This window comes from Methanoregula sp. (genome assembly GCF_041645475.1).
In the GTDB taxonomy this organism is placed as follows: Archaea; Halobacteriota; Methanomicrobia; order Methanomicrobiales; family Methanospirillaceae; genus Methanoregula.
The window spans coordinates 95,288-108,196 of sequence record NZ_JBAZQA010000002.1; the positions used below are offsets into that span (position 1 = coordinate 95,288).

The window sequence follows — 12,909 nt, forward strand, 5'->3', positions numbered from 1 at the left end:
CTATGATTCCTCTCCCTGCTGGGTTTTCATGTCGGCAATCTTCAGGTCAGGATGACGGTACCGGCCCCGCCCCCTGGTCTTTGGTCCCCACTGGACCGCTTTTGCCGGGCAGAGGTTCAGGCAGGCCATGCAGAGTTCGCAGTGGTGCTGCCAGGACGGTTTATCGTTCACCATCACGATGTTTTTTACCGGGCAGACCCGCGAGCACGTACCGCAGCGGGTGCAGTTCTCATCGGTAATGAACTGTTTGTCGGATTCGTGGATTGTTTTGATGAACCCGGTATACACCAGGCTTTTCAAGAGAGATGAGATCGGTGAGAACTTAGGGCGGACGGCAATCCCCGTATCGATCAGGCCGGCAATGTTCGCAAGCCGTATCTCCGCTTCTGCAAGGAGCGTCTCCTTCTTTTTTCCTTCCGCCGGGGAATAGAGCGGGACAAAGTTTCCCACCATCGGGACTGCCCAGGCAGCATCGAGCGGCTGGCCGGTCTTGTTCTTCACGATGTCGTTCATCTGGTGAAGGGCGGATCCACCCACACCGCCATTTGTTAAGACACAGAATGTGTAGCCGGCCTTTGAGAGGTCAAGCCGTGCAGCAAATTCCGCAACAATGGACGGCAGCCCCATGTCGTAGACCGGTGCGATAATGCCGACACGGTCTGCTACCGGGAGTATATCCCCGGGTACGTTCTGCAATGGTGCAATCGCTACAAGCTCGCAGTCCCCAAGGGAGGCGGCAATCTGCTTTGCAGCGGCAAGCGAGTTGCCGGTGCCGGTGAAATAGTACATGATCGTTTTCATAGTGCACGTCCTGTCTGCTCGATATACTCTGCCAGGGCATTCAGTTTTGTCTCGTCCTTGAGATCGCGACCGGTGAAGACAACCTGCCCGGTGACGGTTATGCCTTTTTCTTCAAGGGCTTCTGCAAGCCGGGGCAGGGTCTTTCCGGCTTCACTCCCGCAGGTGGCAAAGAGGATCGCTTTTTTCCCGCTGCATCCCTGCAGGGCATTGACTGCTGATACAATTGCGGGTGTTGCTTTTCTTGTCCAGACCGGTGTTCCGATCACGACAACATCCGCAGAAGAGACATCGATCACTTCCGGTTCAATGGGACTCCACTCGTGGTTCATTGCGCGGAACAGCCCGAGGAAGTAGGCAAGAGGAGGTGAATGTCCCTCCCTGAGTTTTACTTCGATAAGATCCCCCCCGCAGGCCAATTTCACATGCTCTGCCACGCTCCGCGTATTTCCGGAAGGGGAGTGATAGATAATGCAGGTATTCATGATTTCACGTCACTTTTCTGCCAGGTACTTGTCCGGGGTTCATCGTCGATCCTGACCGGGAATGCTGCCGAGATCTGACCGAGCAGTTCATTGCCCACGGCCGGGTTTTTCGTATCCTCTTTTGTGAGGCAGATCTCTGCCATAACCTCAACACCCCGTTCTGCCAGGGCAGCAGTCAGGAGCGGGAGGGCTTCGCCCGGTCGTTCGTTGCAGGTGACAAAGGTCACGGCCATCTTCCCTTCGCAGCCTTTGAGGGCCCGGACCGCCGCGTTGATTGCCGGCGCCGGCTTCCAGGCCCAGACCGGTGTGCCGATGATGAGCAGGTCGTACTGCGAGACATCGATCTCTTCGGGAACGATCGGGTCGCAGGCCCCTTTGCGGGACCGGAGGACACCGGTTGTGTACGCCGTGAAGTTGGAGTACTCGGTTTTTGTCTTCACTTCAATGAGATCGCACCCGCTGGAGGAATGGATTCCTTCTGCAATTCCCCGTGTCACCCCCGAATATGAGTAGAAGAGCACGCATGCCCGGATACTCCGGTCGCGGGTGGATTTGCGGATCAGTTCCCGGCTGCAGTTCTCCATGACACTGGAGTACATCAGTTCGAACTGCTCCCGGAACTCAACAATGCGATCCCGGTTGATCGTGTAATAGACATAGAATCCCACCCGGCGCGAATCAACAAGCCCCTCCCCCTTGAGGGTTTTTAAGTGCTGCGACACCGCCGGCTGGGAGATTTTCAGCCGGACCGCGAGCTCACTGACGCCGAGCGTCCCGCTCGTATCGGTTGCGAGCAGGTAGATTATCTGGAGGCGGGTGAGATCGCCTAAGGCTTTGAACTTCCCGGCCATGACCGGGACGATCTCGCAGAGTTTGTTGCAGACTTTGCATTTGTTGCAGGGTTCCATGGATTCTGTATAAGTGTTTGCTTATACACTTATAGGCTTTCTCTTTTATCCGGGCACCTCCGCCCGCCCCGCTCTTTCATGCCGGCAGAATGTCTTTACCGGGTTATCCGGTTTTTCCGGAATTGCACGGGAGATACTGCCAGACCCATACAATGCAGATCGCAATCGTGCTGCCGATGAGCACTTCAAGGAACCGGGTCATGGCATTGACAAGCGGCGGGATCTCCGGGTTGATTGCCGATATAACCATAACGATCCCGACCGTAAGGGCAGCAAGCCGGGCCGGGCCCGGAATCCCAAGAACCTGGCAGATGAGGACAACAATGCCGATCAGTAACGCCATGCCGGCTATGCTGAAGGGAAATATGCTCAGGAATATCCCGCTCAAAACCGCTCCCAGAAATGCTCCTAAGACCTGAAGCCAGGCGGTATCCTGTGTTGAGGAACAGCAGTCCTGCGTAACACTGATGAACGTGATCATCGCCCACAGGGATCCGATCATCGCTGTACCGGATGTAATGTGGATGATGTTTTTGGAGAATAGCAGAGCAATGGAGAAGGAGATGAGCGCTCCAAGACCGTACTGAAGGGCAATAAGGATCGGTGCTGCCAGTTTCTGTACACTGCCGGAACCCGTCCTGCATGTTTTTATTTTCCCGGGATCTGTCACAAATATTTTTCTGGCTTGTATAGGATAAGGATTTATTGAGATGGATTTTTCTCTGACCGCGATTTACGGGCCGGGCACCGGAAGCGTTTCCCGGTATCGTTAAGATACGGGAGCCCGGCAACCGGTCTGCGCTGTCATCCGGCCGTCATGGATCTATCCGGAAGACCCGGTTCCTCTCACTTTTTTGGTACAATGGTATGCTTGGCCATATCGACCTTGTAGGACATGGGCCGGTCGAGCAGGTCGAGCACGTTAATCTTCATGTCGATGAGATCCTGGAAATTAAATGCCTCGAACTGGTTTTTGCCATCCACCTCAAAGGAGACCATGATGTCGTTTCCCATCTTCTTGCTGGCTTTGATGTCGTGCATACAGTCCGATTGGAGCGGAAGGTAATGAACATTACGGCAGAGGCAAAGGCCGGATGGGATGGTGTGATACCCGTACCCTGCCAGAGGGGTGGGTGGAGTTCACGCAACGGGGATGTAGATCTCCGTCAGGATCTCTTCCGGGGGAACCTCCATCGGGTCGTTCGGGTAGACTTCCCGGATCGGGCCGGCAATGGTGAGACCCTGCTCCTTGATCCAGGCAAAGGCCTGCAGGTACGTTGGTTCGCAGGTCTCGTACGGGCCCTTGTGCACGGTATGAACCATCCGGCCCCCGGGCAGGGTGTACTTCCGGATATCCCCCGTGCCCTGGACCGGGCCGTTCACCGGCCAGGCGATCTCGACCCGGGCGGTTCTTTCTGCATTTGCCGCCTTTACTGCTTCGGGAGATTGTTCCTTGCAGATAAAGACGGGCGGCCCGGCAATCGGAATGTTGTGTTCCAGCATGTGGTTTAAGACTTTCATTAAGAGTTCCGGGATGAGGGCATAGGTGCCGGTCTTTTCTGTCCCGAGTACGTCCATGGGCGGTTCATCGATAAGGGAAATTGCAGGTTTTCCTGTCATACTCAAACGTGAAACTGAATTGGTATTAACGGCCGGGGTTGCAGGGGGTGAAAGTGTATGTCAGTTGGGGGCTGGAAAAATTTGGCGCTGGAAAACCGGTGAGTGCTGTGGGATGGTTGATGAGTCGTACTTCCTGAACAGGGCCGGCGACAGAAAAGATCCCGGCACCCGGAAACCGGCGGGCCAGATCCCTTTATGCCAGAATATGTACAAAATCTAGGGTCAGGTACCTGATCATGGATTTCGCAATTCTTACTCAGCTCAACGTCCTGTTGCAGCTCATGTGCGTTATCATCGTGGCCGCCTACCTCCTTTCGAGGAGCCGGATATTTCCGGAGATCCTTGCCGGCCATGCGACCCTGAACACGCAGATCATTCTCGTGGTGTTCTTTGGCGCCCTCTCCGTGTATGGTACGATCAGCGGCATTGACTTTCTCGGATCGGTCGTGAACGTCCGCGACCTCGGGCCCATGCTTGCCGGCCTGCTTGCCGGCCCATGGGTTGGCATCGGGGCGGGACTGATTGGGGCTGCCTACCGGCTCAGCATGGGCGGCATCACCGTCTATTCCTGCTCGGTCACCGCAGTCTTTGCCGGGCTCTTCGGGGGGCTCATCTGGCTGCACTGCAAGCGGAAGTTTGCCGGCTGGAAAATTGCCGTGCTCTTTGCCATCCTCATGGAAATCTTCCACATGGTGCTCACACTCCTCATTGCCCGCCCGTTCGATGCTGCTCTTGCGATTGTCGAGAGAGTGTACATCCCGATGATCCTTGCCAATGCCATCGGGATGTTTGTCTTTGCCTACATTGTCAAAAACTACCAGCACGAACAGCAGATCCTGGCTGAACGCGATGCCCTGATCCGGGAAAAAGAGCACGAACAAAAAAATGGGTAATCAATAGCCGGTGATTACGGCACCCCACTTTTTTCAGCAGTCATGTTTTTTTTTATTGGGTGACAATCATTACCCGCAGAAAAAGGCGGTTAAGAAAAATATTCCAAAAAGAAAAATTGCTCTGTAAACATTTTTTTGGGTTTTCAAATGGCGTCCTGTTCACCGTGTGTGATCCCATCTTTTGTTTTAATTTAGGGTAATGTACTATTCCAGCCCCTGAATTCAGGAAGGATTTACGGAGTGAAAAAAGTAAAAAAAACATGCCTAAATTTTAATGCAAAAAGGAAATTCGTTTTGGAGCGGAAAGACTGACGCTCCAGGGGCTTCGCCCCGCCGCTATGGCGCCCCGGTTGCGATAGTGCTGTAGTACCTGAATTGAAATTTTTGGTAATACCGAGGAATCGCATGCGCCCCCGCCCCAAATGGGGGCAGGGCTGGCGCAAAGGGGGGGCGGACTATTGTAAAAGATAGATGTTAGGGGCTGGATTGGCACTTTACCCGAATTTATTTTTCAACGCATGAGTACCGCTCATTCCATGCGATGCTCACGTGTGGAGGGGGGCGTCTTTTTTTGAGGGCGGAAAAACCGATCACTTTGGTTTATAATGGCCCCACTTATCAAGGGCGCCTTTGAGTTCCTTTGCTTTCTTTGCCTTCTCTTCGAGCGTGACGCCTTCCTGCCACGCCTCGATAGCCTGCATGGTTGCCCTGGCCCCGGCCCGGGTCCCTTTCGGGTGGCCGTGGATGCCGCCGCTGACAAGGAGGACCAGTTCGGTGCCGTAGATATCGAGCACCGGGGGAACAAGTCCCGGGTGGAGACCACCGGACGAGACGGGGAACGCGTTCCTGATCTTCCCCCAGTCCTGGTCGAGCAGCAGGGTGCCGACCGCTTTTGTCTTCTTCTCCCGGAGCACGTCTGCGATGACCGTTGATTCCTTCTTTGAACCGGTCAGTTTCCCGACCGCGGTTCCCGAGTGGATCTGCGAGACACCGACAAGACGCATCAGCTTTGCCAGGAACTGCATCGTAATCCCGTGTTTTGGGTTCCGGTCAAAGCTCGCGTGCATGGCCCGGTGGGCGTGGATGGCGAGGCCGAGATCGGAACAGTAGTCCCGCATGGTCATGACGCTCGAAGTTCCTGCCACGACTACATCGATCATCGCGTAGTTCCACCCGTACTCAGCGAGGAGGTCCGCCCGCTTTTTCATCGTTTCCGTGTCGGCCGTAATGTTCAGGAACGCGGATTTCGTCTCGCCGGTCTCTTTCTCGGCCTTGTCCCGCAGTTTCGACATCAGCTTCACCCGGTCATCGAAGCGGTTGAACGAGACGGACGTTAAGTTCTCGTCGTCCTTGACGAAATCAAAGCCCCCCATCCAGGTCTCGTACCCAATCTCGGCATGCTCCTTTGCGGTAAAACCGATCTTCGGCTTGGGCACGGCACCGGTCAGCGGGCGTTTTGCAACCTTCATCATCTTCCGAATCCCGTCATTCCCAAAGTGCGGACCCTTGAAATGTTTCAGGTATGCCTGGGGGAACGAGACATCGACAAGCCGGAGGTTTTTGAGCGCTTTCATCCCGAAGATGTTTCCCGCAATCCCGCTCATCAGCTGGACGGCGTTGCCCTCTTCCCAGAGTGCGACCGGGTAGGCGATCTTCACGAAGTTTCCATCTATTTCGAATGCGGTTGCCTGGAGCGCCTTCATCCGAGGGGGCATGGTAAAGAGCGTTGTCCAGGTACCGGTCGAGCTCTCCGATGCGATACGACCTACCGCCTCCTCGCGCCCGATCCCTGCAGCCGGTTCAAAATAAAACAGGACAACGAGATCGTCCCGTGCCGGAGTATAGTTCAGATCAACGAATTCATTGTACCAGTCAATTGCCATAGAAATCCCTGTACCTCTAAAGGACATGCCGGTTAAAAAAGATGCACAATGGGGTATTGCGGACCCCGGGGAGGACGCGAATGGTTAACAGGGCGGTTCACCGGATCCGTGCCCGGCCGGAATCCTGAAACCTGCAATGAATCCGTTCATGTGCAGACCGGCAAATTCCCCTGAACCCCGTCTCTGTCGTTATCCCGACAAAAGAGTGTGGCAGCACTGTATGCGGTTCTTTTTTTTGAATCGCACGGAAAAAAATGGGTATGATCAACTGATGGTCAGGCCCTGCATAACGGCAGTTTCCGGTACTTCGTATTCCCGGCCGGTTGATAAGACTCGGTATTTCCCGGTTGCTTTTACCCCGTACGGGTTTCCGGTTGTTGAATACGGGACAATGAATTCGCCGTTCGTGCTCTCCTGCCGGTACACGTAATTCCTGCCGGTATTTGTCACCAGGGGAACCTCGATGGTCCCGGTACCGCTGATATGCGCACCCTTTACGTATTCAAACACTTTTACGCTCTTATGGTTCAGGGTATTTGAATCCGGGGCATTATTCGGGGATTCATGGACCAGCCGGTAGTGGCGGAGTGCCGAAACATCCCCAATCGGATGGGTTGTGCTGGTACTCAGCACCGCTGCATGGTATCCCGCAGGAGCTTTGAGGTTGTACTCTTTCACCCGGATCAGGGCATCCGTGATATTCATGGTCTGGGCATTCATGATCACCGGCACGGATGTCCCGGTGATGACCGGGTCTGCCAGTTCAACGTAAAACGAGGTGTTTCCCGCAGGGGTCATCGACCCGTCAAAGTTGTGAAGCCGTGAAACCATCGACTGGTAATACAGCGGTTTGTTGAGGATTGCAAGGGTTGCCGTGTTGGAGAGGCGGTTCTGATCGGGCACCAGCACATCAATCATATAGGGATCCAGGCCCGCCGTTGAGTTGTACCAGGTTGCCATGGGTCCGAATTTACTCCAGTCCATCATGTAATCCGTGACAACATACCGTGTCCCGTCAGCGTCCAGGATTGCGTTTGCCACTCCCTCATCGGTTGCAACAAAAAAGGCAGCAGCCCCGTTTGGTCCTGCAACACCCTGCTGGAACGGGTTTGCGTTGGGAATGCGCTTGGCGATATAGGTGATCATGTGCCCGTAATCCCACCACGACATGACCCCGTACGCTGTTTCCGGGTACGTGAACGTGTCTTTGTCGTACACTGCCAGGTAATCAACGCCGGGATCCGGGGTATTTTGCCCCATCCATTCCAGGGATTCTTTCCAGTCCGGACTCAGCGCGATTCCTCTGCTCGAAGAGAGCAGGTAACTGTACGATGCTGAATTGAAGACAAACAGGATCGCAATCGCGACCGTGAGGAACACAGGGAGGAGCACCAGATAATCCGGGGATTTTACGCGGGCTGCTTTTTTTGCAGGTTTTTTGGATGATTTGCCGGGTTTCCGGATGGTGGGTTCCGGAAGATCTGGTTCTGCCGCCGGTTTTGCAGAGTCAGATCCCTTTAAAAATCCGCAGACTTCCTTTTCGCTGCGACTGATGACAAAACTCACGCAGACTGCTGCAAGAAGAGCGATGTTGATCCCGAGATAATATTCGTACCGCACGTGCTGCCAGGTGGAGTAGAACATCACGACAGACCAGACAAGGGCAAACACCTGGTGCGGATGCTCGTTACGGACATTCTGGTAGAGCATGACAAGCACCCCGCCGGCAAAGAGCAGGAGGCCGTAGTTGAAAGCCATCCAGGCAGATCCGACCGACCAGCCCATGGCTTCCAGAACCGTATTCGTGACCGCCTGCTGGCCGAAGAATGCGCTGAGATTGCTCATCAGGATGTTAAAAATGTCCGGTGTCGCAAGGGCAATGACCAGAACGATCGCAACGGCGATCCCAAGAATCGACCCAAGGTACAATGCGGGATTTTTTCCTTTCAGGTACTGTGCCAGGAAATACAGCACGAGTGTTCCGGCAATCAGGCCGGCATACACAAGGATGTGCCCCAGGGAATAGGTGGAAAGGCCGAGGCTCGCGGAACTGAAGCCAAAGAGGAAAAGCCCGATTGCCGCGGTTGCAAAGACAACGGTATTGATGAGCACGAGATAGCCGCTCGAACGGTTGCGGCAGACATCGACAACTGCCTGGATCACCGTGAAGATCCCGACGATCAGGGCAAAGAGGATCATTGTCGGCATGACGAACAGGCCGGCAAGGTAGGCGATGCCCGCCAGGAACGCGAGCACGATCGTCCGTTTGTAGCTGGCGATCTGGTGTAAGTCAATGGTATTGTCCTTGTCCGAGAGAATGGCGTACGAATACAAGAGGCAGAATAGTGTTGAGAAGAGAACTTCGGCTATGTGATGGTCGAGATACCCGTAAAAAGATCGGTAAAAAAACTGGCCTGAAACGATTGCGGTAAACCCGGCGGCAAGAAGACCCGTCTTCCAGTCCCCGAAACATTTGCCGGTAAAATACATGACAACGATCGTTGCGGCGGCCATCAGCGGGGGCACAAGCAGGGCCGTGCTGATGATCTCGGGCCGTGTTGCTGCCCCGGTGATGAGACAGCAGACAGAGAGGATCAGGGGAAAGAGGGGGCCCCAGTAATTGACCGTCCCGGTGGGGTACAGGGTCATGGCATCAAACCAGCCGTACTGGGGGAAATGTGCAAGCATCTGTTCCGTCTGGCGGAGGTTGTAGAACGGGTCATCCATTGCTACAAAGTTGATGACATCCATATTCCCCATGGTCAGCATGGGGAGGAGGCGGATCCAGAGGGCGAATATCACAAAAGCGGCAAGAATGCCGGCAATGATATACGACTGATATTTTTGAAGAGCGGAAAAATCCATGAACGATCACTTTGCGTTATCTATGGTACTCTGCACAGGATGTTAATAATTTTTAAAACGGATAGTAAGCAGTACACTTTTTTGTTTTTCTTTTCCGGACATCGCGAACATCCCGTTACGATCCAACAACAGGATCGCATAACCTATGCTGGTTGAGAAATATATCCGGTATATGCATTCCCCACGGATCCCGGTGGTGCTCGTTCACGGGTGGAACAGCCATCCCGGGATCTGGAACCGGCTCTGCCGCAGGCTTGATTCAGCTGAAATTCCCTATAGTAAATTCGATCATTCCGGGATGCAGGACTCGTCTTTGGAAGAGATCGCTGAGGCACTGGGAGATTACATCCGGCATACCCGGAGCACAACCAATTACCCGGGGCCGGTTGATATTGTCTGTCATTCGGTGGGAACCTGTATTGCCCGGTATTACCTGGAAGCCGGGAGCGGGGCCGACCGGCAGGAGAACGTACGCCATCTCATCGGCATCGGCTCTCCCAACAACGGATCGGCTCTTGCCGAGCTCTTCTTTAACCCGGAACATGGGCCGAGGATCATCGAACGGTTAAACGGGGTGTTCGTTCCGCAGGGTTTCGATCCGCAGACCGATCTCCTGGTCCAGGGGGTCCGGCCTGCGAGCCGGACCATGCAGGAGCTCCGCTCTGCCGGGATCCGGAACGACATCACCTACCATATGATCGTGACGGCCAACCCGTACAGTATTCCTGCCTTTTTCCCCCTCTTTGACGGGAAAACCTGGGAATCGTCAGAGGATGGAACGTATTTTATGACAAAAAACGGCGATGGGATTGTTTCCCACAGGGAATCCGCCCTCCCGGGTGTGACGCTGGATATCCTCCCTGCCGAAAAGGATGATACTATGGATCTGATCCCGGTTGATCACTACTGTCACATCAACCTGCTCAAGAACCCGCGGGTTATTGAACGGATCCTGGAGTACCTGACCGGGTAATTGCCGGACGGTCCGGTGGTAATGCGGGGGAGTTTCGGTTTTTTTATCCCTGAGCCGCCCGGGGGCGGTGGTCGTTTTGCCTTGGGCCAGGTGGAGCCTCCGGACAACAATCCCGAAGTTCCCTCCAGAAAAAAACACGTTCTCTTTTCCAAATGGATCACCTTTTTACGGGAGGATCCGGATTCCGGTCAACCCGGACACCCTGCGCATGAGGCGGTTATGAGAACGGACAGGAACCGGTGAGTGGAAGATCTGCTGAAAAAAAGAGAGGGTTAAGGGAAAAGATGATTACTTTTTGGAGATGGCTCCCATGAGCTGCCCGATGATCTGCTCGGAGTGGTTCTTCATGCCGAACCAGAAGGTGATGGCGATTGCTGCAGCAAGGCCGATACCAATACCCCATGCAATGGGCGTGACGAAGGTGTAGATGATCGTCAGGTCAATCATGAGCTGCGAGAGTGCAAGGATAACGATCACGAAGTACAGGAAAACGCGCAGGACCAGCATTACCGGAGTAATGAGTTCAATGTTCTGGGTTTCGTGGTACTTGGCAAAGAGATCGATGAAATAGTCAATGAGGATGAAACCTACGACAAGGATGATGACAAATCCTACAATGTGCGGGATATAGCCGACAACGGCGGTCATCAGGAGGCTCATGTAGTCAAGGTTGAGGAAATCCACCGCAGCGAGGATAGCGATAAGGTAAACACAGACCCTTGTTGCCACATCCCCGAGGTACCCGAGAGTGACGCCGGATTTGGTTATCTTTTCGGCAAATTCAGTCTTGTTCACCATGGCATTCTGAACGATCTTGTCGATAACAAAGCGGACTGCTTTTCCAAGCAGGCGGCCGATTATCCAGCCAACCAGCAGGATAATAATTGCACCGATAATTCCGGGCAGGGACGTAGCAAGTACGTCAACCCATTTGTTTTGCGTAACAACAGTAACTGTATCCATAACTCAAACTTCCTACAATCTGGAATTTGCTTCCATATCATAATAGATAATTGCAATAGATATATTTTTCTTTCATCAAGTATACATATTGATAGTAGAAAACAATTATAAATTTTTCATGACACATAAGTAATAATTGAAATGATCTCATGATGCAGGACTACCAGCACGAGCTCAGCCAGATAAAAGAGCTCCTGAAAAAAAGACCGGAAGGCATGAGTGTAACGGATCTCTCCAAGGCTCTTGGAAAGAACAAAAACACTGTTGGCAGGTATCTTGATATCCTGCTCATCTCCGGGCAGGTCGATATGAGAACGTACGGGATGGCAAAAGTCTTCTCCCTCTCCCAGCGCGTCCCCCTCTCCGCCCTGATCAGTTACTCCAATGAGCTCATCATGGTCCTGGACGCTGACTCGCGCATCATCCAGATCAATGAGAACTTTCTCAAACTGCTTCACCTGACCCGGGACGCAACGGTGGGGCAGAATCTCGCATATCTCTCCCCCCCGGACGTGGATATGCACGAGCTGCTGGAAACCCTCTCGGAGGATTCCCTTGGAAAAGAGCACATGCTCACGTTCCACGTGAGGGACATGGGGGAGCGAATCTTCAAACAAAAATCAATTCCTGCAGTGTTTGAGGATGGCGGGAAAGGCCGGACCATCATTCTCGAAGATGTTACCGAACACATCCTTGCCGAGCGCCAGATCCGGGAGAGCGAGGAACGGTTCCGGATGATGGCGGATAATATCCAGGACGGACTCATCATCATGGAGAATGATAAAACTGTGTACGCCAACCATCGCATTGCCGAAATTAGTGGTTACACATTTGAGGAATCATTCGCTCTTGAGCCCCTGGCAATTGTCGCTCCGGAATGCCACGACATAATAAACCGGCAGATCAAGGAACTTGAAAGCAATCCCGAAAAACCGGGTGAGATCCAGGTCTGGATTGTCAGGAAGGATGGTGAGCGGAGATTTGTATCCGCACGCATCAGCAGTGTCCGGTACCAGAATACCAATTATAATTTCGTCATCTTTACCGATATGACTGCGTCAAAACAGCAGGAACTTCTTTTGCGGGAGAGCGAACAGCGGTTCCGGATGATGGCGGAAAATATCCAGGACGGCCTCATCATTGTGGAAAACGAGAGTTTTGTCTACGCCAATCGCAGGGTTTCTGAGATCAGCGGTTATTCCACGGAAGATCTCATCCATATGCATTCCTCGGATCTTCTTTCCGCTGAAGACCATGAGCACCTGGAAAAAATGATTCTCAACGCAGGTCCCGATGCGAAAAAAAGTGGGGAACTTACCTTCTGGATCAACCGGAAAGACGGGACGCGGCGATGCATATTGGGACGTATCACGTCTGCTACGCAGGGAAAAACCATTAGCACCTACGTCACGATGACCGATATAACGGAATCCGCAGAGCGTGAACGCACCCTCCGGGATCGCATCACCTCGCTCCAGCAGCTGATTTCCTGATCCTGCCGGTCCGCCCGATAATCTCTCA

Annotated in this window: 12 protein-coding genes; 3 read left to right on the top strand and 9 right to left on the bottom strand. The window is 53.5% G+C overall.

All coding sequences use genetic code 11. The annotated features are described in order from the left end of the window. From WC598_RS02355 to WC598_RS02380, 6 genes are all read right to left on the bottom strand, one after another. Window positions 1-801, bottom strand: coding sequence for an EFR1 family ferrodoxin (locus tag WC598_RS02355; RefSeq protein ID WP_372959860.1), 801 nt, complete (start codon window positions 799-801; stop codon window positions 1-3). Beyond that, entirely contained in the window at window positions 798-1,283 is a 486-nt protein-coding gene (locus WC598_RS02360; protein ID WP_372959861.1) for a flavodoxin family protein, read from the bottom strand. The genes WC598_RS02355 and WC598_RS02360 overlap by 4 nt, the downstream gene beginning before the upstream one ends. Next, the gene (locus WC598_RS02365; protein WP_372959862.1) at window positions 1,280-2,191 is read right to left on the bottom strand and encodes a metalloregulator ArsR/SmtB family transcription factor; all 912 of its coding nucleotides are present in this window, start codon (window positions 2,189-2,191) and stop codon (window positions 1,280-1,282) included. The genes WC598_RS02360 and WC598_RS02365 overlap by 4 nt, the downstream gene beginning before the upstream one ends. Window positions 2,192-2,294: 103 nt before the next feature. Further along, a complete protein-coding gene (locus tag WC598_RS02370) occupies window positions 2,295-2,861 on the bottom strand; it encodes an FUSC family protein (protein WP_372959863.1) in 567 nt (188 codons plus the stop codon). 176 nt (window positions 2,862-3,037) lie between these two features. After that, entirely contained in the window at window positions 3,038-3,232 is a 195-nt protein-coding gene (locus tag WC598_RS02375; RefSeq protein WP_372959864.1) for a hypothetical protein, read from the bottom strand. Between the two features lie 99 nt (window positions 3,233-3,331). Further along, window positions 3,332-3,811 carry a GyrI-like domain-containing protein gene (locus tag WC598_RS02380; RefSeq protein ID WP_372959865.1) on the bottom strand — a complete coding sequence of 160 codons (480 nt, stop codon included), beginning with the start codon at window positions 3,809-3,811 and terminating at the stop codon, window positions 3,332-3,334. Between the two features lie 236 nt (window positions 3,812-4,047). On the opposite strand from WC598_RS02380, the gene WC598_RS02385 reads away from it, so the two are divergent. Beyond that, the gene (locus tag WC598_RS02385) at window positions 4,048-4,704 is read left to right on the top strand and encodes a LytS/YhcK type 5TM receptor domain-containing protein (protein ID WP_372959866.1); all 657 of its coding nucleotides are present in this window, start codon (window positions 4,048-4,050) and stop codon (window positions 4,702-4,704) included. Between the two features lie 590 nt (window positions 4,705-5,294). Here WC598_RS02385 and rbcL read toward each other — a convergent pair. Both rbcL and WC598_RS02395 read right to left on the bottom strand, forming a co-directional pair. After that, on the bottom strand, window positions 5,295-6,587 hold the full coding sequence (rbcL, locus tag WC598_RS02390) for a type III ribulose-bisphosphate carboxylase (RefSeq protein ID WP_372959867.1): 1,293 nt from the start codon (window positions 6,585-6,587) through the stop codon (window positions 5,295-5,297). Between the two features lie 264 nt (window positions 6,588-6,851). After that, the gene (locus WC598_RS02395) at window positions 6,852-9,452 is read right to left on the bottom strand and encodes an oligosaccharyl transferase, archaeosortase A system-associated (protein WP_372959868.1); all 2,601 of its coding nucleotides are present in this window, start codon (window positions 9,450-9,452) and stop codon (window positions 6,852-6,854) included. A 145-nt stretch (window positions 9,453-9,597) separates the two neighbouring features. Between WC598_RS02395 and WC598_RS02400 the strand changes: the two genes are divergently transcribed. Beyond that, window positions 9,598-10,425, top strand: coding sequence for an esterase/lipase family protein (locus WC598_RS02400; protein WP_372959869.1), 828 nt, complete (start codon window positions 9,598-9,600; stop codon window positions 10,423-10,425). Window positions 10,426-10,713: 288 nt separating this feature from the next. On the opposite strand, the gene WC598_RS02405 is transcribed toward WC598_RS02400, so the two are convergent. Beyond that, complete coding sequence (locus WC598_RS02405) at window positions 10,714-11,388, bottom strand: hypothetical protein (protein WP_372959870.1); 675 nt, start codon at window positions 11,386-11,388, stop codon at window positions 10,714-10,716. A gap of 149 nt (window positions 11,389-11,537) precedes the next feature. On the opposite strand from WC598_RS02405, the gene WC598_RS02410 reads away from it, so the two are divergent. Then, on the top strand, window positions 11,538-12,881 hold the full coding sequence (locus tag WC598_RS02410; RefSeq protein WP_372959871.1) for a PAS domain S-box protein: 1,344 nt from the start codon (window positions 11,538-11,540) through the stop codon (window positions 12,879-12,881). Window positions 12,882-12,909 lie beyond the last annotated feature (28 nt).